The sequence below is a fragment of the Viridibacillus sp. KH_047 genome, from assembly GCF_057838945.1.
The window spans coordinates 1,323,445-1,347,169 of record NZ_CM174479.1 but is presented as its reverse complement, the minus strand read 5'-3'; the positions used below and the strand labels follow the sequence as shown (position 1 = coordinate 1,347,169).

Genomic DNA, 23,725 nt, shown 5'->3' with positions numbered 1-23,725 from the left:
CTTCTTTGAGCCATCATTAGCAAGCGCTATTTAATGTTTCTTGTAATCCTTCCTTTTCTGTCTTTTCTTCAAAAGCAGAAAACCTCCTATTACGCATTTTATCGTTTATCCCTCAAAATACGTAATATGATTATTTATTTTGCAAAAGAAAATATTTATTAGATAAATGTCACCCCTCATTTTTATTACTATACATATTATAAGTAAAGAAAGGAGGGGTTTTTATGGAAAACTGCGGAGAATTTCGCGGAGAATTTCGCGAGGAGCGTCGCGAACGTAACCCATTCGCGTTAATCGTTGTACTGTTCATTCTTCTAATTATTGTCGGTGCTAGTTTCATGCATAGATCGTATTAACAAAAACATCTGTTGCAAGCTATGATGGTCAATAAGTACTAATAGCTAGGCACCTCCATTCTTATTTTTTTGTTTAGGGTCACTTTCCGCGGAGTGGCCCTTTTTATAGTTTCTTTCATCTTATACATATTTAGTTCACACCTCACTTACCGCACATTTTTTATCAGATATTCATTCAACATATTAAATTTATAATTCCACTTTGTTATATCTGTTTAAAGCAACCTTCTACTCCTTCTTTTTAGACGATCCTGCCTCTTTAGTTGAAGAAGAAATATGAGCCATCTGAACAGCTCAACAATCTTCCACTATAGCAGCCGTTAGTTGAAGCAGTAGAAGGAATAGGTTTATGTATTTTAAACCAAACTAGAAAAAAACGGTGTGCCAAGGCTAATACGTAAAATAATGTCTAACGACTAAATCTTTCCCCAACAATTGAAACCGATATGACTAACAATAGGTATATTAAGAATTTTTCTTTCATAAATTTCATCCCTTTTTAATCCTAAAGCACCCTTCTCTCTATTACGTTCACAACGGAAGCGATCTTCCTAATCATATATATTTCTTTACTCTGATAAAACACTTTTTTTATATTTGACAATTTTTTGTCTATAAAAATAAACCATGTCACTTTTTGTCGTTTTTCGTCGTTTATTACGTAATATGAAAATGATTTACGAAAGAATCCTACAATATATTCATGAAAAACTAAAAGTTCTATTCATGTCTATTATTTATAAAATGTCTATTTGTAAATCGATCGGCAAAGGATGTAAACAAGGTTTACATATCAAAAACTTATCGTAATAAAATGACCATTCGTAATTGGAGGAAACTGATATGTTCTGGTTGCAATTTTTGATTTTGTTAATCTGTATCTTTATAGGTGCTAGGATAGGTGGACTTGGTCTCGGAGTAATGGGTGGTGTTGGATTAGCAATCTTTGTATTTCTTTTCGGTCTAGAACCTACTTCCGCACCTATTGATGTTATGCTGATGATTTTATCCGTAATTACTGCTGCAGGAGCTCTTCAAGCAGCCGGAGGTATGGAATATCTCGTTCATATTGCGGAGAAAGCATTAAGAAAAAACCCTAAATGGATTACATTCATCGCTCCTATCGTAACTTACGTTTTTACTTTTTGTGCAGGAACTGGACACGTTGCATACTCCGTTTTACCAGTTATTGCCGAAGTATCTCGAGAATCAGGTGTCCGTCCTGAAAGACCCATGTCAATCGCAGTAATAGCATCACAGCAAGCAATTACAGCCAGTCCTATTTCAGCAGCGACTGTAGCATTATTAGCTTTATTAGCTGATTTCCAAATTACTTTACTAGATATTTTAATGATCACTATACCTTCTACTATTATCGGTTGTATGATAGGTGCTTTTGTTGTTAGTAGAAAAGGTAACGAGCTGCCAGAAGATCCAATTTATTTGAAACGCTTAGAAGAAGGATTAGCTCCAATTAAACAAGATAAAAAAGCATTCCATCCAACTAGTGCTTCAAAACTTTCCGTTGTATTATTCTTACTTGCCGCAGTATTAATCGTTGCTCTAGGTTCATTTGAAAAATTACGTCCAGGTTGGGATATTGACGGCGTATTTACACCTATGTCTATGCCTGTTACCATTGAAATCGTTATGCTGACAATTGCTGCTTTAATCATTATTTGTTGTAAAGCAAATGTTGACGAAATTGTTTCTGGTAGTGTGTTTAAAGCCGGAGCTTCAGCAGTTGTAGCTATTTTCGGTATCGCGTGGATGGGAGACACATTCTTCAAAGGTAATGCTGAACTAATTAACAGTTCGATTTCTGGACTAGTTACTGCAGCTCCATGGTTATTTGCTGTTGCATTATTTGTACTTTCTATTTTACTATACAGCCAAGCAGCAACCGTTCGAACACTAATGCCTCTTGGTGTAACGCTTGGTATTAATCCAGCATTATTAATTGCCATGTTCCCAGCTGTTAATGGTTACTTCTTCATTCCAAACTATCCGACGGTTGTGGCAGCCATTAACTTTGACCGTACCGGAACAACTCGAATCGGAAAATATATTCTAAACCATAGCTTTATGCTCCCTGGTTTAGTTTCAACAATCTCTGCAGTTGTAATTGGTATATTACTAAGTTCTGTTTTACTCTAGATACTTTATTTAAAATGTAGCTTTTTATTCTTTGAGCGATTCAAGAAGGATTATTTCATTTTCCTTTTAAGTAAATGTGCTAATGAATTACTCGGAGTTACATCAACTTCCGAGTAATTCTTAATATAAGTTTAACCAAGACCTCTACTAAATTGAGTAGTTGGTCTTCCATGAATATCTCTCTGCTAATCTAAATACATTAGAGCTGTCTATTAAGTTCCCGAACCTCGCTTGGGGAGCTATTTTGAAAAACTAAAGAGCAAACAAAAGACCACTCCATTAAGCTCTCGGAGTGGTCTTTCATTAATTAGATAACTTCAATTGATTTTTTATAAGTACATTTTTTATAAAAGCTGCTCCTGCCGCCACCATTATTGTAACGATAAGTATACCAAATCCCATTACCGCAATTACTGGTGGTAACGCATTTGCATAATCAAGTACAAAGATTCCTAAGACATACAAAACAATAATGACAAATGCACAATATTTTATATAATTTAATCCTTGAACAATGCAACTTGAAAAGATAGATTTACGCTCAATGACTTGAATCATTTTCACTGTTTCATAAATCGCATAAAAAAATGGCATCGCTGTCGCATACATTCCTAATAAAATCGGATATCTTAGATAAGCAACTTCTGGGTGTATTAGTACGGTTTCCTGTGCTTCCCTCGGTAAAACAAACACACACAATAACAAAACGATAGTACCTATTAAAACAATGACTAAACTTAAAATAGTGGAATTGATTTTTTGCATATTATTCCCCCTTTTTTTTATGGTTATAAATATAACGACAGAAAATTCAGAAGGTTACTAAAATTACCGTAAATATCTGTTAGTAAAAAAAACATCCAAATGATTATACATCCCCTTTAGTTGAATAAGAAAAAAGAGCTGTCTGAACAGCTCAAAGATCTTTTACTAAAGCACCTCATTAATTTAAGTACAATTCTTCATAAACTATGGTTATAACAATCTATTTTCAATATGGTTTTACCGTTACGCCTAGTACAGCTGCCCGAATAATATCCATATCATTTAATTCAGCTAATTCTTTCGGTGTTCCTGTTACCACAGCACCTATTATCTCAATATTTTCAGCAGCAAGTTGTGCAGAATCACCTTTTAAATTGTTATATATACGATTGAATTCCCCAAAGTATTTTCCAGCTTCATCATTTAAGCCCGTTTGTACATCATCAATAAAACGCTTCTCACTCATAAAGGAATCGGTAGGGTGTTCACTAAACCCGTAAATTTCAGTAGCTAATTCAGGGAATTTAGGTTTGTATTTGTATTTTTGTGTGTTTAATGATTCAATGTCATCTTCTGAATAAGTATCTACCCAGTACCATTTAAGTGTTATATTCTCTGGAATTAATTCACGAACTTCTTCCGGTGTATACTTTTGGTTAAATGAAATCCCTAATTCGACCAAAGTATCATCTGTATAATTATTTAAGATATTTAGATCATTACGAATTTGGCTGTACAATACCTCCGGATGATAAAAAGTCATCATTCTTTGCTTTGTCTCACGGTCATAATACCTTTCAAGTCCATCTTCTTTATCTTCAATCTGTATCAATGAATAAGTACCTGTGAAATGACTCATCCCACCAAACAGACTATACCTAACAACATAATTACTCCAGTCTACTGGAATTCCTTCAATCTCTTTGTATCGATTAAACGTTAAAATCCCTTCAAATACACCATTTGATTCGTTTTGACTCTCTAATAACTCAATATTGGGATTAGTGATTCTGCTAAATAATTCGATATCACGCATCGCCTTTTCTTGACTTCCCCTTATAAAAAAAAGCCAAGACAAACTTAAAGTAATTAACAATAAAACTATAACAAATAAAGAGATACCCATATTTCGAAGAATCGTTTTTCTCTTTGCTTTTTTTACAACCTTTGAAATAGCACTTGTTGACTTTCCATCAAAAAAATCATTTAATTCCTGTTCTTTTTTATTTTCTGTCATATTTTTCGTTCTCCTTTCGATATATGTCTTTAAAGGATTTTCTTGCACGGAATAAATAGGTTTTCAATGTTCCTAAATTTAAATCCAACATCTCAGAAATCTCTTCGTAACTTAATCCAAGTACATATTTCAATAAGATTAATTGCTTATGTAAGGGAGTGAGTTGATTCAGTATGTCTTCAATTTCTTTTTTCATCTCAATTTGTTGAACATAGTCTTCTGGTAAAAGTGAATCGTCTACAAGCTCAAAGTGGTCAAAAGATATGTTCACTTCCCTGTTTTGTTTGCGGCACAAATCATAATAATGATTAATTGCTACACGAAATAGCCAACTATACGCTTTGTTTGGATCAACTGATTCAATATTTAAAATAAATTTATAGATGGATTCTTGGATAATATCTTCAGCATCTCGAGGATTTGCACCATTTTTTATTAAATACTTAAAAATAGTTGCTGTTTTTTCTTGCAAAACTATGTACAGTTCATCATGCCCACTCATTACTCCCCTCCTTTTCAGTTATAAGACCTTTAACAACGAAAAAAGTTAACACTTAAAATGAAATTTTTCTTAAAAATTCACAAAATAAAAAGCATGATCCATTAGAATCATACTAGAATATGATAATTCGCAGTTTAACTTAATGTCATTTTTTATTAAACCGACAAGAACTTGTATACTTTAATTTTTTATTGAAACACAAAAACCCGGAGAACAGCCACTCTTTTTCAGAAGTGTCTAGCTTCCGGGTTACAGTTCAATATGGCTCCTCCGTTAGAGCTTATAAACCAATAAATTGTGTCATAAGCTGGTTAAACTTATCACGTTCTTCCCAGAAAGGGCCATGGCCACTGTATTGAAAAGGGACAAGCTGTGAGTTTCTAATTTTTTGATTTAGTTCCTGAGCCTGTGTAAATGGAATCACTTTGTCATGAATGCCATGAACAATTAAAGTAGGGGCTGATATTTTTTGAAGATCAGTATCTAGCTTCTCATCTCTAAGTAGAACTATGATTGCCGCTGTTGACCAACCGGCTGCCTGTAATCCCATTTGAAAAAACCAGTCAGAGAATGGGCCTGTTATATACTGAAAGAAAAAGTTGTCTGTTACTTCCTGTATCATCTTAGGGCGGTCATTTAACGTTTCATTAAGAAATTTATTAGCAGTCTCTGTTGTAAAACCTATAGGAGCTGCAGCGTCTATAAGGACAAGTTTAGATACTCCGTAACCATTGAATCGGGACATATACCGAATCGCGATCGCTCCACCCGTGGAGTGACCAACAAGTGTAAAGTCGTTTAATTCAAGTACATCAACTACAGTGCGGATATCATCCGCCAATCGATTATAATTGTAGCCACCCATTGGCTTATCCGAATTACCGAAACCTCTCCAGTCAATCCCTATACAGCGGTATCCCTTAGCAGGGAGAAAATCAAACTGATACTCAAACTGTTTATGGCTTAACGGCCAACCATGTATAAAAACTATGGTCTTGCTGCCCTCGGGATTTATATCTTCCACATATAAATTTACTCCTGGTTCTACATTAACAAAGTATCCCATGTCTTTTCCTCCGTAAAGTGGATTTAACAATAAGATATTCGCGTAAAAAAAATAGGTTACTGCCTATACACTATTTTGCCTGATGTTGGCTAAACTGAGCGGTGTATACTGAACTCTTCTGCCCCTTTAGTTGAAGAAAAAAAGAGCCGTCTAAACAGCTCAAAGATCTTCTACTAAAGCATCCGTTCGTATTATAAGGTCAGCCAGAGAAATCTGGTTGACTATTTTTTATTCAATTTATAGATTGATAGTAGCCGGGGTAGAACGGAAGCACCCGTGGGATTTAATCCCGACAACTAAACAGTTCGCCCTCTACTTGTTAACACATGATTAGGCTGGTTGGGACAAATAGATCCCGTATAACAAGCGAAGATATGAATAACAAGCTAGATAGAGGTTACCGGTCAATACACTACATGAGGAGGAGATAAACTATGAATCCAGTAGTTGGTCTGGATGTCGCCAAAGGTGAAAGTCAGGTTCAAATGTTCTTGGATAAAAAAATGCCCTATAAAAACAGTGTGAAGATTGAACATACGGTGGAAGGACTTGAAGAGTTACACTCTTATTTACTAGATTTAGAGCGTCAAACAGGATTAAAACCACCTGTTGTTTTGGAATCAACTGGCCATTATCATGCCTCAGTTGTACAGTTTTTAGAAACTAGAGAATACATTGTCATTATCGTCAATCCGCTCGTTTCATATCGAGCGAAAAGCTCTAGTTTACGAAAAACTAAAACAGATGCCATTGATGCCTATCACTTAGGTGAACTGTATTACAAAGAGGATTTAGAGCCTCAGAAAAAGCGTGGTATTCAGCTTTTAAACCTTAGGCATCTGACAAGGCAACACGAAAATATGACGGGAATTATGGTTCAAACAAAGCTACAATTCCAAGCTATATTAGATCAAGTTTTCCCTGAGTATAAAGGAGTTTTTGGTGATTTATACGCTGAGATTTCATTAAGGACTTTACAGTCCTTCCCTACATCTGAATCAGTACTAAATACAAGTGTAGAAGAGATTGCACAATTTATTGATAAGCATTGTAAAGCACGTTCGTATAAGTGGGCGTACGAAAGAGCTGAGCGATTAATCGCAGCTGCAGAACGTAACCCATTTCAGTCAACGCTTTATCAAAGCCTTCTTGTCAGTCTGAATATGTATATTGATTTACTTCAAGCGTACCGCCAACAACTTTCTACGTTAGAGCGTGAGATTGATCAATTGGCGGCACAACTCGAAGAATATGAATTAATCCAGTCACTTCCCGGTATAGGTGAAAAAATCGCAGCCACGATACTTTCAGAAATTGGGGAAATTGAGCGGTTTAATCATCCGAAAAAGTTAGTAGCCTTTGCGGGACTAGACCCAAGTGTGTTCGAATCAGGTCGCTTTAAAGGCACGAAAAATCACATTACCAAACGCGGCTCGGCTAGACTTCGCCACATGCTTTACACAGCCGTTCGTTGTTCAATTCGAGATAGCCGTAAAAAGAAAACAACAGATGAAACCATTGCACGAAATAAACGATTACGAGCCTTCTACGATTTAAAACGCGAAGAAGGTAAGCCGTATAAAGTAGCTATTATTGCTTGTGCTAATAAGCTTTTACACTGGATTTATGCGATTTTAAAAACGAAAACACCGTTCCAAGTAACTATTTAGCTACAGTATTTTCAAATAGAACAAAAACCTTCCACATTAATGAGGAGGGTTATTTGTGTTGTGCATTTTTAGTATAACATGAAGTGTTTTTCGATTAAAAATATTTTACTTGACTTTCTATTAGCTGGTTTAGTTGAAGAAAGTTTAAAGTATTACGCCTGTAACATCACCTTGCATTACTTCTTTTTCATTCTGATTTTTACATAAAAAGGATGCAACAAAAGTTGTTCTATTGTTTTCTTGCTTTTCGTGTTTTTCAATTTTAACTTCACAAATTATTTTATCTCCCGTAAACACAGGTCTTAAAAATTCAAAATGCGTACTACGCGCAAGTACATTATTATCTCCTGCTATTTTTGTTGGCAGAGTTGCTGTTAATAATCCTTGAATCACAAGTCTTCCTTGTTCATCTGGGGTTATATGATGGATCCCTTCATCACCTGAAATCTCAGTAAATAATTCAACATCCCTTTCTGTAAAAGTTCGTTCAAACGTTATTATATCTCCTGCTTTTAATGACATTCTAATCGCCCCCTGAATGTTTTATGCTGTCTGGTTAATAACATTATGAATATTACAACAACAACAGACATTTAAAGGTAATATATTCTACCTGAATTCAAAAAATCCTTCTTCCACTTTCCTGTCCTGAGAATGAGTGTCGCCCGAATGAGATATATCATCAAGCGAATCTCAAATCGTGCAAGAATTAATAAAGAGATACATCCACATCAACTCAGACATAGTTACGCCCCTCATTTATTAAACAATGGTGCACCTATTGAAGTCATTCAAAGTCTAAAGGGACATGAGAAAAGCGAAACCACTCATCCCCATCCCCATTAGAGTTGATATAAAACGGCATGAAAGTTTATACAATTTTACTTGTTCCAAGGAGAACAGCACCTTTTTAAATTAATTTATTACTATTTTATCAGTTGTTCTTATTAAACTAAACTGCCTCTTTAGTTGAAGAGGCAAAGTGAAGATTATTCAACAATCGCGCCCGTTTAAGGCAAAACAAAAGATTATAATAAGACATACTGTTGGTTGCTTCAAATAGTAATTGAGAATAAATCAAAGCATTGTTCATCTTATGAAAGAGGATAGTAATTAGGCTTAGAGATACTTTCTTCAACTAACGATGCACATCGTTTCATTTTGTTTTTCAATGTTTAAAGTTTTAAATGATGGTCAAGGTGCTTGTATATTCCTATACCCCATTGCTCAGAAGTAAGTTTCCCAAAAAAAGGATGAGGGTGAGTTGTGCACTTCTCTGGTCCGTTATTTTGGAATGTGATAATTTTTTGTTTAAGCTTTTCTTTTTCTGTGTCAAATTCTCTATCATCGGCAATCAAAATGGTTGGAATAGTAGACATATTATGGGGCAATGTCTTGTCATTGTACATGATTTGTTTTGCAAACCTCCCTACTATTATTCCTAACCAACTCCTTGGTGGAAAAGAATTTCCCATTGCAATGTCTTGGAAAGATGAACAATGCGCTAGCATTTGGGCAACATCCATTTTTCCCCATTGCGGTTGTGAATTTGGACTCAATTTGTCAATACGCTTTAAAATTTCTGATGTATCCATAAGATTGAAAATATTTTTCATTGGTGCATATCCCCTTTAATTATAATTAGTTAGTTTTAAATTCTAATATCTCCCTGTAATTAAGATACATAAGAAAAGACTTGACCAAAGTAAACCAAATAAAATATTAATATTCTTTTAAACCGAATTGAGGATAAACTAAAAACTAAATTAACTACTACCAAGATTAAATCTGTCACACCGTAAGAAGATAACATTTCAATATCTTTATTTTTTGTGTAGATTGCACAATACATTAATACAAATCCAATCAATATCATCAATGAAATCATTATTATTGCAGTCAAGTTTTTCAGTCCATTCCTTATTAATTACATAAACAATAATAACAGAAAGTCATATTCAACTATCCTGCCTTATTAGTTCAACAAGAACATAATAATGATTTTTATCACCACTCAATATTCATATAAATTTCTGAAAGAAGTCTTCCTTCGATTGTTCCATTTTTAAAAAGAGCCTCAATAGTTTCAAACTCTTGAGTATAGGAACCTCTGACTCGTGTAAGATAATATACACCTGGATTTTGGCTTATCCAATATTCTTCATTTAGATAGGTAAATGAGTATTCTTCTCCAATTGCTATACCTTCTTGGAACTCAATAAACTCTTTTAAAGTCATCTTCCCACCGCCTTTGAGCTTTTATAAAATTTTACCTCTTCTTAAACTAACCTGCTTCGTTAGTTCATTAAAAAAAGGGCAACTCAATGATCTTCAATTAAATCCTCCATTAGTTGAAGCTGCTAAACTCAATACTTTTCTTTTTTCCAACTTTTATATTCTACAAACTCTAAAAGGCCGTAAGTTGTTATCATTGATAAAATAGGAACAACATAATACTTCGGAGGTCCAAATATAAAGACAACAATAATAAAACCTGCAATAAAAAGTGTAGTATTTAAAAGATATGATTTTTTTCGATATTTTAAATAGAGTTTCACCTTATCCATTCACTTTTCCTTTCACCCTAAACATATTCACTTAAAATTTTTGTTATCTTTCTTGAACTATTCTACATCGTTAACTAAAGAAGCGATTGCTCAAATTGAACAATCGCCTCCGAATGTTGAATATTTATATGTTAACATTACTAACTTTTCTAAAAGCCAAATAAGAATGTAGCACTGCTATACATACTACTATGAGCAATAAAATAACACTTAATATTGCTATATGTTGAGGGATGATAAATGACAATAATAAAATAACAAATCCAGATATCATCAGTAATATACCACTAAATTTATTTGACTTTCTCCAAACACTTTCATCTTTTAACGTCCAAGGAGTTCTTAAGCCATACAATGCGTTTGGTCGTGTCTTTTGCATTGGATTAGCCAAAATAATCAATACAACACCAAGTAATACTCCCTTAAAGAAGTTTTCATTTACATTTAGATTTAAACCTAGTGCAAGAATAAACAAATGTATAGATAACATCAACACAAGAGTAATACTGTGTAATTTAACAATTGTTTTTTGTGTATTTAAATACCCTTGTTTTTTAGGTGTAACAATAATTACTATCAGCGACAACATCATTAAGACTGGTATAGTCAGTATAGCAAAAAACTTATTTACAAAAAGATCTGCCTTAGTTACATTCCAATGAATAGCTACTTCTTGATTTAGATTTGGAAATGCGATAATACCCACTATTATTGAAAGTAAAATTACACTAATTGAAAATAAAAATCTTCTCATTTTGTCATCTCCTTAACTCTACTTAAAGTTTAAAATCCAATGAAGAACATCCTGTAATATTGTTGTGTTCAGCGAATAGTGTAAATGTTGTCCTTGACGTTCTTGAACGATTAAATCTGCATTTTTTAAAATGTTTAAATGATGTGAAATACTTGGTTTACTAACATTAAAATGGTCACCAATTTCTCCAGCTGTTAAATCTTTCTCTTGAAGAAGCTCAAGTATTTTTCTTCTTGTTGGGTCAGCTAATGCCTTAAATACATCATTCATACTTTGTCATTACACCACCATTTAGGTATTTAGATAAACGTCTAAATATATTGCAAAAAAATAGTAAGGAAATATCAAGTTAAATTCTTCAAGTTACCTTCTTACTGCACCCTTAGTTGAATAAGGAAAAGAGCTGTCTGAACAGCTCTAAGATCTTCTACTAAAGTACCCGTTTCTTAAGTCGTTAATCATATTTGAAAATTCAATATTAGTTATAACACAGTGCATCCAACTACAAGAAATGATAATATGTATGATGAATAAAGGATTTTGCAATAGATAAATATTGTTTTTATATGTTGCAAAAGGAGGATATAAAATGAATAACGAACATAATTTTTGGCTTGATTTACCGAAGCCATTTTTTATATTAGCACCAATGGAAAATGTCACAGACGTTGTGTTTCGCCACGTCATTAGTGAAGCAGCAAAACCCGACGTATTTTTCACGGAGTTTACAAATACGGAAAGTTATTGCGATCCTGACGCTGACGGAAGAGATAGTGTACGTGGGCGTTTAACGTTCACGGAAGATGAACAACCTATTGTCGCTCATATTTGGGGCGATAAACCTGAGTTTTTTAAACAGATGAGTATCGATATGAAAAAACTTGGTTTTCGTGGGATTGATTTAAATATGGGCTGCCCCGCACCAAACGTTTCATCAAAAGGTAGAGGTGCTGGATTAATAAAACGTCCTGAAGTGGCAGCAGAAATTATTCAAGCAGCAAAAGCTGGCGGATTGCCAGTCAGCGTTAAAACAAGATTAGGTTATCTCGACATTAACGAATGGCGCGATTGGTTAGGACATGTATTGAAACAAGATATCGCGAACCTTTCTATTCACCTTCGTTCAAAAAAAGAAATGAGTAAGGTAGATGCACACTGGGAACTAATCCCCGAAATAAAAAAACTTCGTGATGAAATTGCTCCAAATACGTTATTAACAATTAACGGAGATATCCCTGACCGAGCAACAGGTTTAAAATTAGTAGAACAATACGGCATTGATGGCGTAATGATTGGCCGCGGTGTTTTCACGAATCCATTTGCTTTTGAAAAAGAACCTAAAGAACATAGTATGATAGAGTTTCTCAATTTATTACTATTTCAATTAGATCTTCACGATAAATATTCAAAAGAAATCGAACCTCGTCCATTTAAACCACTTCTTCGCTTTTTCAAAATCTATACTCGGGGATTTGAAGGTGCAAGTGAACTAAGAACCCAATTAATGGATACAAAATCAACGGATGAGGTCCGTCGATTAGTACAACAATTTTTAGAATTAGACTAAGTCAAGCACGAGACACGGAGATAGGTTCCGCTTCCCACAAAAAAATTTATAATAACTAACAATCTAGTAGATGCGTCATGGAATAAATATTGGATTAATGTTTTAGGATGTTCACAATACCTGAACCCAAGAACCATTAGATTCAAAAGAGTATCTCAAAAAAAACTGTAAACGGTAGAAATAAGCGCCCTCTGAAAGACAGGGGGCGCTTTTTGACGCTTTTCTTTATTAATTGAAAAAACTTATTCTCATGATAGTTCAATAAAAATATCTTTAATATATTCAGCACAATACATCGAAATACCTTCGAATTGAAAATGGTATGCAAAACAACAATGTTCACATACCTTTCTACATATTCTATTCAGAAAAAACCTCACTTACTTCTGGTACGGTTAACCGTGGTGGATCTAAACGGTTTTTATTCATTTAACGTATAAATAACATATCAATAGCGTATTAAAATTTCAAAATAACATATCGAAGAGGAAATGATTGTGTATTATAGGGATAATTTGTTTAGAGTTAGGAAACAAACCAGCATTATATTTAGCCTTCTAACGGGGAATAACCGAGCCTACTTAATGCTAATGCCATTTGATAATACCCCTCACTATTAGGATGAACCCCCCCTTTTTTTGATAATAAAGCTTTTTCATTCCCCTTAAATACGCTATAGAGGTCCGCTACTTTAACATTCATTTCCCGACCAAAACCGTCAATCGATGAATTAAACGCTTTAATACCCTCATCTGCTATAGGAATCTCGGGAAATGGATTGTATAAATTCGTTAACCGTATAATGTATTGATCTTGTTTGTCTAGATGGTGAATTCTTTCTAATATTTTTGAGTAGTTTTTCCTTGATTGTTTAATAGCCTGAGATATAATTTTTTCATTTTTATTTCTTATAAATCCTTTTGCAGCGTTTATTAAGTCATCTCCTCCAGCCGTTATCGTAATGATATTTGCACAATTTACAGCTTCCGTAACAATCGGGGAATTAAGCATTGTTAAAACATCCTCTGTCGTTGCTCCTGACCTTGCGTATTTTTGATAAAAAATACGCCTTTTTAAGATTTGCTGACTTCGGTCTCTGTAATATTCAACAAATCCTGGGTCCAAAAAAAGAACACCGATACCAACAGTAAGTGAATCACCGATCGCCAGATAACGTAAAGGATTGAAATCCATATTTCACCTCAAATGATTAGTTGTACTCTTATAGTATTCAAATCAGTTACGATTCGAAACTATAAGTTTGTCATTCAGCCAGGCATGATGGACAACTCCCCTTTGATGGAAGGTACATATACATATATGAAGGTCTTAATATTGAAATGGAAAGAATGAAAATGAACACCAAACGGTATGCAGTAGGTTGAGATAGGGTTACCGATCAATAAGATTTTGGGGTACCCCTACCACCTAAATCAAAACCATCTATTCCAATAAAATTCTTTCAAAAGTACTTGACTGGAGGTAAGAAAAGAGCTGTCTGAACAGCTCAACACTTTTACACTTAAGCACCCTTTAGCTTAAGTGTAAATGATTACAACCCGCTATTTCTCCCAAAGCTCGATTAGTCGACCTTCAGGATCTTTAATCCAAATAAACTTTCCAAATTCACTAATCTCTTTTTTCTTTACAAGAGGTACACCAATATGCTCAAGATGCTCAATAGTCTCGTTTATATTATTTACTTGGAAATTTAACATCACTTGTTGTTCTGTTGGAAAATAACTGTCATTCTCGGTAAAGAAAGAAAAGATAGTCTCATTTCCTAATTGTGGTTTAATCACAGTCCCATTCCAATTTTCTATTTCAATCTTCAACACTTCACTGTACCATTTTTTTATAACATCAAGATCCTTAGTTCTCCAAAATATTCCTCCAAAACCTTTTATCATCGTATCTAAACTCCTGTCTGTCTTTAAATTTTTGTTTTTCGATTATTGTTAAGTTCCATCTTCAACTAAACTGCTGCTTTAGTAATAACACCTCTAATGTCTATAATTCTATTAAGTTGGCAATAATCCCTTTAATAATACTATTTTAGGGGGAATGGAATTGTTGGATACACATCAACTAAAGGAATAACTTGCTATATCGGGCAAGCATTTAAAACAAGTCAGTCTTGCACATCGTATCCGCCATACAAGAATTCACTCTGGAAATTCTTGGCGTAATGCTTCCAAGAATATCTCGGCTATTCCATTAGGGTTTCCATTTTTCGTTGCTTCTTCTGAAAACCAGGAATATTCCAAATCATGAATAATTATGGGTATTTCTCTTTTAAAAGTATTAATAATAACTTTATTGTCGTGTAATCTTTTTGCTACATTTGAAACTATATGTAATAACTCATAATATCCGTTTGGTCCTTTTCCTATATAATTATAATCCTCATCATACATCAATGTTTCGTCTTCGTACCCAATATCTTTTATGTCATTTTCCTTAAACCATTGTATTAAAATGTTTGTTGATTCATCATCGCCAATAATTTCATTTTCATCTTGTCTCCAAAAGGCGTAATTCCACCTCTGCTCACTGAGCTGTGAACTATACTCACAATCTTCCTCGGTATTATAACTGATTACAAAAATAGGGATATTATCTGAAGATTCATTTGTATATACAAAAAAAGATAATGCATATATTCCTTCCTCATTCCAACTTTCAATAATCGGTTTTATCTTTTTGTACAGATATTCTGTTAAGTTCACCATAGTAGTCCTCCTACGAAATTAGTTAATCTATAATCCATAGCTTATTAAATATTCGTTCATTTTTCTTATTCTTTACTTTTTTACTATTCTGCCAAGTAAGTTGAATAAAAAAAGATCTATCTGAAAAGCTCAAAGTTCTTCTACTACAGCACTCGTTAGTGAAAAATATAAATTACTTTATTTAAAGACTTTTTGTAAATAATAAAACATTCCCCATACAGCAACTACCTTGAGGATTATTCACCTCACACCCACATCTGTTAGCTTTTACATTTTCTTTAATGTGTTCTAAAGGTTTAGGAAAAAGTTCTTGTTTTTCATATTCCCGAATTTTCTCTTTTGTCCAACCAAAACAATAGCAAATTGGGACTGTGGAAGAATCATCTTTTTGATGTACAGATACCTTTACATCTGACGTATGGTAAGATTTTTCCTCTGTATCAAAATAGACAACATCACAATCTTTCGTTGAACAAAAGTAATGAGTCAAATTTGGATTCAAAGAATCTAAAACAGATGGTTCTAGCATCGATTTCAATGTAATAATTTTCAACTTTTTCCCTTTATTCTTACAAGAAGGGCATAAATCAGAACCTTTACTTTCACTAATTTGTTCTTTTGTAGCACAACAATCAGTCATTTCTATTCCTCTCCCTTTTAGTTTTCTAATACTAATAATAACATCTACTCTTCCACTAAACTGCCCCGTTAGCACAAAAAGCGATCGCTCTAATTGAACAGTCGCACCCGTTAGTATAATAGAGGGCAACACAATGAAGCTCAACAAATCAATCGTGTTGAATAAAATCTCGTAAATGAACTCTTGTGTTGTGTCGACATCATGAATTCATAAAAAAGAGTTAAAATAGATTTTCAAATAAAAAAAGACCCCTTTACAGTTGTCTATTTTAAAAAATTATTTTATTTTTGATACTCAGCATGATTGTGCCGAGCACATCCAAAAAGATAACATTCTTTACGAAGATTTGTATTAAACTCCATAGCAGGGACTGCACCTGACGCTATTTTTTCAAACATTCCTTCATATTCTTTTTTCTTACTAAGTAATTCATTAATGTATATCGCCTCATCTCTTTCAGACCAATATTCACTATACTCTTCGTCATGTCCCTCTTTTATTTCTACATTTTTTTCTTCAATAGCAGTATCCAGCACCTCAGTAACACGAGTCAAATTACCAAGTTTTGATAGTGAATAAACATATCTACTAATCCAACTAGGTTGCTTATAATAAGCATTCCATCCCTTTTCGAACCAATCCGCAGCTTCTTTAAATAATCCCAATTCTACATATAAATCCGCTACATCAACTTCACCAACAAAATCTTCTGCATCTGCTGAAAAAACATCCAGTTTCACTTTCGCTTCTTTCACTTCACCCAACTCGATTAAACACTTTACATGACCGAACATCTCGTAGTCAGAGCCTTCTGAAGCAAGAAGAAAACATTCCGAAGCCTCTTTTATATTTCCTAGATGATAATTAGCAAAAGCCAAACTATTGTACGCAGTTTTAACAGGCTCTATCGCAATTCCTATCTCCAACATTTCTTTCGTTTTATCCCACTTCTCTAAGTGTGCATAAACCTCTCCTAATAAAATATATGGAAAATGCGAAGTAGGATTTAATTTTATAGCTTCTTCCAACAATTTAGCAGCTTCTTCGAATTTATCCTCTTCATAACAATACATCCAAGCAAGGTTATTTAAAGACTGCACATCTCTTGATTTTTTTACAGCTTTTTTGAATAATCTCATGGCATAGTCGTACTCATTCTTCTCAAACATTTCAATCGCTTTTTTATTTATGCTCAATCATTGCCCTCTTTTCTTTCTCATTTACATATGTATTTTAGAGCTACCTACTTCTAATGTTATCACGATATAGTAAACGTATCCTATCATTTATTTTACTTTTAAATTAATGAAATGAATCAACTGCTTGCAATTTAGTAAAGACCAACGTCTACTATAAAGTGCGTGTATTCTCCCCATCAATTATTTTAAAATGAATATTAAACGATGTACCTCCTTCAATATGTTTCGGAACATCTGATAAATCGAGTAATTCCTTCAAGTTAATAGACTTTTTACGATTTGCTTCTATCTTAATACTATATGGACCCGCTAAATTCATAAGTGATTCCATTCGCACATCATCTTCCACGAAAAAGGAATCTAAAAATTCCAACTCAAATGACACAGCTTCATTGCTTCGATTATGTAATACAAGGTTACATTCCCCATTTAATAAGTCTTCTCCCACATTTTCAAAATCGCACTTGCCATTCCCATCGTATGAAATTGCCATAATGCCACTTGCTAATGTTTCTTGGTACATCGTAATGAAAAGCTTCGGTAAAATTGCATATATTATTACAACTATTACTAATGTTCGAAAGTGATATTTCTTCATGCCAAAGACAAGTGAAATCATGGAAATTAAAAACAAAACGGAACCAATTATACCAAGAAAAATATATCCATCTTGATCGCGGATTGGAAAAGACATGAATGTAGAACGTACTTCTAACATTACATTATTAGGAAACGGGAAATATAGATACATACATATACCTAAAATAACAATTGAACTAATGAGTGCCACTTTATTTCTTACCATCTTATCCTTCATCTCCATCCCAAAATCTTGTTTCTTCAACTAGCCTGCTACTTAATGTTGGTACATTTATTCACTATCTTCATAAAAATATTAACATAAATATTCAACAAAAAATTATCTCATCTTTAAACCTTTATATGGTGTGTAATCCCCATTACATATGTATTATCATCTTTATCTACAATATTGAAAACAGAAAGTGCCTTAGATTCTTCGTCCATTTGAACGGACATTACTATAGGATCTTCTATATTGGTATGAGGCCATGCTGTCGCTTTAAGATAAATTTTGATTAAAAACCATCCGAAAACCTTGTTTTTTCTCTATATAAATATCCATCGTTTAAAATAAAGTTTAATCAAAATATTCGCTGCACCTGATAATGTTTTAACAGTACAGGTTGATAATGATCTTTAATACATGTAAAGAGAGTCATAAAAAAAAGTTGCACCCGTTAGTTTAAGACTTTATTTCACAAATAGGCGAAAATAGATTATACTGGACTAACTATCATATTCCAAAAGGAGGGATTTCAAATGACCGAGAATAATCAATCTGAAGCACCAAAAAAGAAAATCAGCCTAAAAGAGGCTGTGCAGCAACAGCTTGAAAACAAAAAGAACCAGTCTTCTCCTAATAAAGGAAAAAAGAATGCCGACCTTTCAACAAAAAAAATGAAAAGTCAGCAAGCGAAAAAAACAAGTAATACCCGTAGAAAAATGGGTGTCTAATGTCTGAAGAATCAGGCATCCATCGCATGGCGTCAAAGTCTCGCTAACAGATGGACAGATTGGACCTCTATAGGAAATCCACGCTAAATAATAGTAGTGAAAAAGCATTCAAGGGACAGTTCAGTTTCCTGAATGCTTTTTTTTGATTTTCTACTAAAGTAACAGTTAGTACAATAAAAGCCCTGTATTTTTCTAACAGTGTAATATATCGCCAAGAAACACCAAGTTGAAAAAATGAACCACATAAACAAAGCCACCCTCACCCAGTCTTCACTTTTATCAAATATCTCACCAATCTCTTTTAAAACTGAGATGAATGGATGTTCTTAATAAAAATATTTCACGATGGACTTATTTAACAAATGTAATTCTTGATGTATAGAAATGTGTGTAATGCGAATGACTTAAAACATAAAGTTTATAGTTTTAAGTAAAGCATCTCATGGGAATTTTTCTTTTGCTATTGAAATCTACTAATATTCCCACTATAAAATAAAAAAGTGCCAATTTCCCTTTAAAAGAAATTGGCACTTCATTTATTTGCTATACGTTATCGTGCCTCTTTTGGCGGTTGGCACACGTCACATTTACGTTGGTTATTATTTTTAAATTTCTTAAATGTTTTTTCAAAGTTGCTATCACATGCACATTTAAATAGTAACTTTTGAGAAAAACCGTGATATTCCGTAGTTAACAACTTACTATCTGAATTTTTCTCAACAAATTCTTTAATTTTACCAATTGTCCATTGTTTATTCATTCTCTTACACCTCCATATTTTATCGCTATGCGGAGGCTATTCTTGGCATCCGTTCAATTATAAGTAACATTAGTAATTACCTTAAGCTACTCATTATAACATGAGCTGCCACTCAATTAAACAGATGGAAGATATATTATTGAACTAAACTGGCCAGTAGTCCAACTAATTCAATAAAATAAAGTGCTAATCCTTCTTGGGTCAATGCCCTCGTTTAGTTTTGTACAGCAAATAAAACATACAATGCTAATAAAAATGATCGAATCCTTTAAGGAATCAATCTTTTACTTTAAATGTTCGTTTCTAATACAATCAATAAAAAATTATCCAAATAGATTAATACTTTAATGTAGATATACTAGAAGTACTATATATAGCTAAACCAGATTTTTTATAACCACTATTTTGAAATTCATTATAGGTAGCTTTATTGGCAAAAATTAATAAACGATGATAAACTTCCCCATTTGTTTTTATTTCACTTTCTCTATAATATACTTGACCTGCACTTAAAGAAGGCATTTGTTTAAAAAATCCTGTAGCAAGATTAAATCCAATTAATCCAGTTGCAATTGCTGTTCCTTTTTTAACTACGGTTTGAATAGTAGCAGACTTACCTTTAACAATTATCATGACAGTTAAACCTGGAAGATAGTCCGTTACTATTTTTCCTCCCACAGCCTCTGTTTTAGTTACAACATGACTAGACCTTTTAAGTCCTCTTACAGAACTTGGAACATTGTAAACAGTTCCTATTTTTTTTAATACTGATTGACCCGAAGCACCCCATTTAGCATATACAGATTGTGTACCTAAATAGTTTGGGGATGGTACAGGTAAAATTGCAGTATAAGTACCTTTTTTCGAATTCACAGGAACAAAAACTGAATTTATCTTTATAGCACTATGCATTTTATAAGTAAATCCTAATGATTGCTTAACGTTATAACCTAAATTAGTTTTGAAATCTTTTTTTAAAGTATAATTAATATAAATTTTACCATCCGCTTTTTTACTAATACTATTCACTTTAATATCATTATCAATTAAAATAGTTGAAGAAGCTTCTGTAGAATTAACACCGACCACAGATATTAAAGATAATATTATTAATAAAGATAAGAAAATTTTCAACTTTTTCAAACCTATCAACACTCCTCTCTTTTTTAAAATTAACACTTTTTAACAATAAATTAAATAGTCCTAAAGAGGTGTAAATAAATGTTAAAATCTGTGAGTTTTTTACTTTTTGTAAACGCCGTTATATTTTTACTATTAGATTTCGATATTTTGGAAATAGAATTTATTAATAACTCAATTGCGACTAATTGGAAATCTACAATCTGTTTAATTAGTCTTGTTTTAGGAGTCACACTTTTTAAAATTGCTCAAATAAAAAAAACTTCCAAAGTTTAAAAGTTTATTAGATGTCTAATAAGGACACTCATAAAACAGTGTCTTTTATCTTACCAATACAATATACAAAATGTTAATGATATCCTCTATCAAAAATTTCAATAACTGCACTCCTTGAAATAACTGTATAAAATTTCAATCCCTTATATTCTTCACATACAAATCCCTATTTCCTATGATCGGGAATAATCAATTCTAAGCAAAAAAAGAAAATCAGTCTAAAAGAACAAAATAACTAATTTTCTTTTCTATAAAATCGTTCACCTGTTTCTGCATTATAATATACTCTTATTTTTTCACCCGTAACTGGGTCAAGATTAACCTCATTCGTTACCTCAAAACCTTTAGGAATTTCTTTTCCATAGTTTTTATTATTTTTCGCTATCAAATCACTGGTATAAAACACTCAATACTAAAATTTTTTTTTTTATTTCATCTCTTAATTCAATAGGTTGAACTACTTTTGCATTCTTTCCCATTTGTATAAAGTAATCAGCCAAAAAGTCAATTTCTGTTTCACTTATTGAACCCTTAATAACTCCATGACCTTTACTGTCTATTGATATGCGATGATATGGTGAAACATTAGATTTATATTTTTCTACTCCTTCTGGCGTTAATTCCACAAAAAGCTCATACTCTTTTTTTGTTGATAAAAGGTTAATAATATCATTTAAGTTGGTTTCATTTAGATTCATCTTGTCATTTCTAGCACTTAATCCAATCTCTGATATTCGATCGCAACGAAAAAGTCTAAATTCCTTCCTAAGATAACAATACGAAGGGCAATACCATCTTCCGTATTGAGAAAATAATCCAATTGGTTGAATCTCTCTTTTAATCCCTAAGTAAGAAATCCAAAGAGGCTCATTTCCTATTGCCGCCATAAATAGCTCTTTTAGAAGGGGGCTTTCTTTAGTCTGATTATCTATTTTGAAATCGATCTTATCTTTGATCAAATCAATTTCATCTTTCATCTTTCCGTTTAAGTTCAGGTAGAATTTTTTTATAATTGAATTATACTCCGACTCAAAAGGTAGGCTATTAAAATGTTTTAAAGATAAAAGAGCAAAAAAGATAGAGAAGGTTTCCTCTTTTGTAAAAGACACAGCAAGTAGATTTTTTTCTTCCAAAACTTGATATCCGCCATTAGGCCCTACCTCTGAAATTAATGGAACCCCTAAAATACTTAGTTCTTCTAAATCTCTAAGAATCGTTCTTCTTGAAACATTAAATTCTTTTGCTAAATCATCTACCTTAAACTTTTTGACTCGATTAATATACAATCTTAATTCATTTAATCTAGCTGCCTTACTCAAAATTTACTCCTTTTACTAATTGTGTCATCAGTTGTCACTATTACATTATATACTGAAGACAGTTTCAAATTGATAGAATTTTCGTGATTTAATTAGGAGGGATTTAGAATGAATCAAACTGAGAAAAAAGAAATACTAATTGTAGTGTTGGAGGAATTCGCTGATTGGGAAATATCTTATGTAGCAGCCTTTTTAAATAATACAGACAACTACATCACTAAAATAGTTAGTGTAAGTGAGGGCGTTATAAAGTCAATCGGTGGAATAAGTGTTCTTCCAGATTATACTTTTAGAAATATACCTGAAATCTTTTATGGTTTAATACTAATTGGTGGAAACTCCTGGCGTAAGCCGCTAACCAATAAAGTAATTCCCATAATGGAGAAGGCACTTACTATGGATATTCCAGTAGGGGCAATATGTGATGCAACAGTTTTTATGGGCGCCAATGGATGGTTAAATGACATAAAGCATACAAGTAATGATCTTAATGATTTAAAAGCTTATGCAAAAGATAGCTACCGAAATGAAAAAAATTATGTACTTGAGCAAGCAGTTTCAGATGGGAAAATTGTGACCGCAAATGGAACAGCTTCATTAGAATTTACAAAAGAAATTCTTAAATTATTAGAAGCTTATCCTAACGAGCATATTAATCAGCTTTATAACTTTCATAAACTAGGTTATTATGAGGCAGAAAAAGCAAATACTTAAATACCTCATATTTAATGCACATAATCCTAAAGCTAGGAATTTATGTGCATTTTCTTTAAAAGACATACTCTCAAGTGCCTTTCTAAAAAAAATAATTCATTTCTCTATTGAATTGTGAATTGTGTTACATTATTTTATCTTACTTCTACTGAAAAGGCGTAGTTCCCATCCCCTCGCTTCCAGTTTGATACGATATGATAGACGTATACACCTTTCTCTTTGGGAATAGTAATGGTATCGTTTTTCACTATCATTTTTTCAATATGGTCTTCATCTATCCATTGCTCTACTGTCATTGTTCCATCGATGGGTTCTTTTTTAAATTTGATTTTTATGGTTTCCTTCGGTGATACAACTACTGGTTTGTGCTGTTTTGTCATATCTAGAGGACTTGTATAAACCTTATCGACACATCGACCAAAAACGAGCCCATTCCAACAATATGATCCTACTGTAATAGGGACTTCTGAGTTGCCTGCTATTACAGTTGGTGTCGGGGGTGTTGAACGAAACTGTTCAAAAACAACTAATCCTATCCCTATAAAAACCAATGCAATAATCATCGCAAAAAACTTTTTAATGGTGATCGACCCCTTTTTTAAAAATAGCAGTTTTATTTATCTTATCTGCTCAGTTAATTAAATAACAGCGATTAGTCAATTTCGCTACTTCTTTTTTACCAACTGGTATTGATTTAGATTAAAGATTGATTAAAAGTGGCCCCTTAGATTAAGCTTTTAATCTAAGGGGCCATATGTACGTGGAACT

General features: G+C 33.0%; 25 protein-coding genes and 1 pseudogene. 7 read left to right on the top strand and 19 right to left on the bottom strand.

Annotation, left to right across the window (positions count from 1 at the left end):
- The first annotated feature begins 224 nt into the window (after positions 1 to 224).
- Positions 225 to 356: a YjcZ family sporulation protein gene (locus tag AC3IS5_RS06780; protein ID WP_489427108.1), complete on the top strand. Its 132-nt coding sequence runs from the start codon at positions 225 to 227 to the stop codon at positions 354 to 356.
- An 843-nt stretch (positions 357 to 1,199) separates the two neighbouring features.
- On the top strand, positions 1,200 to 2,513 hold the full coding sequence (locus tag AC3IS5_RS06775; RefSeq protein WP_489427107.1) for an anaerobic C4-dicarboxylate transporter family protein: 1,314 nt from the start codon (positions 1,200 to 1,202) through the stop codon (positions 2,511 to 2,513).
- Positions 2,514 to 2,816: 303 nt separating this feature from the next.
- Here the strand turns inward: AC3IS5_RS06775 and AC3IS5_RS06770 are convergent, their stop codons facing one another.
- The 4 genes from AC3IS5_RS06770 to AC3IS5_RS06755 all read right to left on the bottom strand — a co-directional run bounded on the left by AC3IS5_RS06770 (position 2,817) and on the right by AC3IS5_RS06755 (position 6,083).
- Positions 2,817 to 3,278 carry a DUF2975 domain-containing protein gene (locus AC3IS5_RS06770; protein ID WP_489427106.1) on the bottom strand — a complete coding sequence of 154 codons (462 nt, stop codon included), beginning with the start codon at positions 3,276 to 3,278 and terminating at the stop codon, positions 2,817 to 2,819.
- 226 nt (positions 3,279 to 3,504) lie between these two features.
- The gene (locus AC3IS5_RS06765) at positions 3,505 to 4,515 is read right to left on the bottom strand and encodes an anti sigma factor C-terminal domain-containing protein (RefSeq protein ID WP_489427105.1); all 1,011 of its coding nucleotides are present in this window, start codon (positions 4,513 to 4,515) and stop codon (positions 3,505 to 3,507) included.
- Positions 4,502 to 5,017, bottom strand: a complete 516-nt coding sequence (locus AC3IS5_RS06760; RefSeq protein ID WP_489427104.1) for an RNA polymerase sigma factor — start codon at positions 5,015 to 5,017, stop codon at positions 4,502 to 4,504. Before AC3IS5_RS06760 ends, AC3IS5_RS06765 begins: the two co-directional genes overlap by 14 nt.
- 280 nt (positions 5,018 to 5,297) lie before the next feature.
- Positions 5,298 to 6,083, bottom strand: a complete 786-nt coding sequence (locus AC3IS5_RS06755) for an alpha/beta fold hydrolase (RefSeq protein ID WP_489427103.1) — start codon at positions 6,081 to 6,083, stop codon at positions 5,298 to 5,300.
- Between the two features lie 434 nt (positions 6,084 to 6,517).
- On the opposite strand from AC3IS5_RS06755, the gene AC3IS5_RS06750 reads away from it, so the two are divergent.
- Positions 6,518 to 7,753, top strand: a complete 1,236-nt coding sequence (locus tag AC3IS5_RS06750) for an IS110 family RNA-guided transposase (RefSeq protein WP_489425426.1) — start codon at positions 6,518 to 6,520, stop codon at positions 7,751 to 7,753.
- Positions 7,754 to 7,897: 144 nt separating this feature from the next.
- Here AC3IS5_RS06750 and AC3IS5_RS06745 read toward each other — a convergent pair whose 3' ends face one another.
- Positions 7,898 to 8,275, bottom strand: a complete 378-nt coding sequence (locus AC3IS5_RS06745; protein WP_489427102.1) for a hotdog family protein — start codon at positions 8,273 to 8,275, stop codon at positions 7,898 to 7,900.
- Positions 8,276 to 8,395: 120 nt separating this feature from the next.
- On the opposite strand from AC3IS5_RS06745, the pseudogene AC3IS5_RS06740 reads away from it, so the two are divergent.
- Positions 8,396 to 8,599 (top strand): annotated as a pseudogene (locus AC3IS5_RS06740) (tyrosine-type recombinase/integrase); the annotation flags it as partial.
- Positions 8,600 to 8,928: 329 nt separating this feature from the next.
- Here the strand turns inward: AC3IS5_RS06740 and AC3IS5_RS06735 are convergent.
- The 4 genes from AC3IS5_RS06735 to AC3IS5_RS06720 all read right to left on the bottom strand — a co-directional run bounded on the left by AC3IS5_RS06735 (position 8,929) and on the right by AC3IS5_RS06720 (position 11,344).
- Entirely contained in the window at positions 8,929 to 9,369 is a 441-nt protein-coding gene (locus tag AC3IS5_RS06735; protein ID WP_489427101.1) for a DUF1569 domain-containing protein, read from the bottom strand.
- A gap of 391 nt (positions 9,370 to 9,760) precedes the next feature.
- Entirely contained in the window at positions 9,761 to 9,991 is a 231-nt protein-coding gene (locus AC3IS5_RS06730; RefSeq protein WP_489427100.1) for a hypothetical protein, read from the bottom strand.
- A gap of 453 nt (positions 9,992 to 10,444) precedes the next feature.
- Positions 10,445 to 11,074 carry an SdpI family protein gene (locus tag AC3IS5_RS06725; protein WP_489427099.1) on the bottom strand — a complete coding sequence of 210 codons (630 nt, stop codon included), beginning with the start codon at positions 11,072 to 11,074 and terminating at the stop codon, positions 10,445 to 10,447.
- An 18-nt stretch (positions 11,075 to 11,092) separates the two neighbouring features.
- Complete coding sequence (locus AC3IS5_RS06720) at positions 11,093 to 11,344, bottom strand: autorepressor SdpR family transcription factor (protein ID WP_489427098.1); 252 nt, start codon at positions 11,342 to 11,344, stop codon at positions 11,093 to 11,095.
- A gap of 319 nt (positions 11,345 to 11,663) precedes the next feature.
- Between AC3IS5_RS06720 and AC3IS5_RS06715 the strand changes: the two genes are divergently transcribed.
- Positions 11,664 to 12,641: a tRNA dihydrouridine synthase gene (locus AC3IS5_RS06715; protein ID WP_489427097.1), complete on the top strand. Its 978-nt coding sequence runs from the start codon at positions 11,664 to 11,666 to the stop codon at positions 12,639 to 12,641.
- Positions 12,642 to 13,190: 549 nt separating this feature from the next.
- On the opposite strand, the gene AC3IS5_RS06710 is transcribed toward AC3IS5_RS06715, so the two are convergent.
- From AC3IS5_RS06710 to AC3IS5_RS06685, 6 genes are all read right to left on the bottom strand, one after another.
- The gene (locus AC3IS5_RS06710) at positions 13,191 to 13,835 is read right to left on the bottom strand and encodes a GDSL-type esterase/lipase family protein (protein WP_489427096.1); all 645 of its coding nucleotides are present in this window, start codon (positions 13,833 to 13,835) and stop codon (positions 13,191 to 13,193) included.
- Between the two features lie 368 nt (positions 13,836 to 14,203).
- The gene (locus AC3IS5_RS06705) at positions 14,204 to 14,551 is read right to left on the bottom strand and encodes a VOC family protein (RefSeq protein ID WP_489427095.1); all 348 of its coding nucleotides are present in this window, start codon (positions 14,549 to 14,551) and stop codon (positions 14,204 to 14,206) included.
- A 255-nt stretch (positions 14,552 to 14,806) separates the two neighbouring features.
- A complete protein-coding gene (locus AC3IS5_RS06700) occupies positions 14,807 to 15,373 on the bottom strand; it encodes a hypothetical protein (protein ID WP_489427094.1) in 567 nt (188 codons plus the stop codon).
- A 181-nt stretch (positions 15,374 to 15,554) separates the two neighbouring features.
- The gene (locus tag AC3IS5_RS06695; protein ID WP_489427093.1) at positions 15,555 to 16,013 is read right to left on the bottom strand and encodes a putative iron-sulfur cluster-binding metallochaperone; all 459 of its coding nucleotides are present in this window, start codon (positions 16,011 to 16,013) and stop codon (positions 15,555 to 15,557) included.
- 281 nt (positions 16,014 to 16,294) lie between these two features.
- A complete protein-coding gene (locus tag AC3IS5_RS06690; RefSeq protein WP_489427092.1) occupies positions 16,295 to 17,209 on the bottom strand; it encodes a tetratricopeptide repeat protein in 915 nt (304 codons plus the stop codon).
- A gap of 154 nt (positions 17,210 to 17,363) precedes the next feature.
- Positions 17,364 to 18,056: a hypothetical protein gene (locus AC3IS5_RS06685; RefSeq protein WP_489427091.1), complete on the bottom strand. Its 693-nt coding sequence runs from the start codon at positions 18,054 to 18,056 to the stop codon at positions 17,364 to 17,366.
- Positions 18,057 to 18,553: 497 nt separating this feature from the next.
- Here AC3IS5_RS06685 and AC3IS5_RS06680 point away from each other — a divergent pair, with 497 nt between their 5' ends.
- Positions 18,554 to 18,748: a hypothetical protein gene (locus tag AC3IS5_RS06680; RefSeq protein ID WP_193740370.1), complete on the top strand. Its 195-nt coding sequence runs from the start codon at positions 18,554 to 18,556 to the stop codon at positions 18,746 to 18,748.
- 550 nt (positions 18,749 to 19,298) lie between these two features.
- On the opposite strand, the gene AC3IS5_RS06675 is transcribed toward AC3IS5_RS06680, so the two are convergent.
- The 3 genes from AC3IS5_RS06675 to AC3IS5_RS06665 form a co-directional block, all read right to left on the bottom strand.
- Positions 19,299 to 19,508: a hypothetical protein gene (locus AC3IS5_RS06675; protein WP_053416262.1), complete on the bottom strand. Its 210-nt coding sequence runs from the start codon at positions 19,506 to 19,508 to the stop codon at positions 19,299 to 19,301.
- A 336-nt stretch (positions 19,509 to 19,844) separates the two neighbouring features.
- Positions 19,845 to 20,651 (bottom strand): hypothetical protein, encoded by an 807-nt coding sequence (locus tag AC3IS5_RS06670; RefSeq protein WP_489427090.1) that lies wholly within the window; start codon positions 20,649 to 20,651, stop codon positions 19,845 to 19,847.
- A gap of 662 nt (positions 20,652 to 21,313) precedes the next feature.
- The gene (locus tag AC3IS5_RS06665; RefSeq protein WP_489427089.1) at positions 21,314 to 22,243 is read right to left on the bottom strand and encodes a helix-turn-helix transcriptional regulator; all 930 of its coding nucleotides are present in this window, start codon (positions 22,241 to 22,243) and stop codon (positions 21,314 to 21,316) included.
- A gap of 108 nt (positions 22,244 to 22,351) precedes the next feature.
- Between AC3IS5_RS06665 and AC3IS5_RS06660 the strand changes: the two genes are divergently transcribed.
- Positions 22,352 to 22,957: a DJ-1/PfpI family protein gene (locus AC3IS5_RS06660; RefSeq protein ID WP_489427088.1), complete on the top strand. Its 606-nt coding sequence runs from the start codon at positions 22,352 to 22,354 to the stop codon at positions 22,955 to 22,957.
- A gap of 134 nt (positions 22,958 to 23,091) precedes the next feature.
- On the opposite strand, the gene AC3IS5_RS06655 is transcribed toward AC3IS5_RS06660, so the two are convergent.
- On the bottom strand, positions 23,092 to 23,520 hold the full coding sequence (locus AC3IS5_RS06655) for a hypothetical protein (RefSeq protein WP_489427087.1): 429 nt from the start codon (positions 23,518 to 23,520) through the stop codon (positions 23,092 to 23,094).
- Between the last annotated feature and the right edge of the window lie 205 nt (positions 23,521 to 23,725).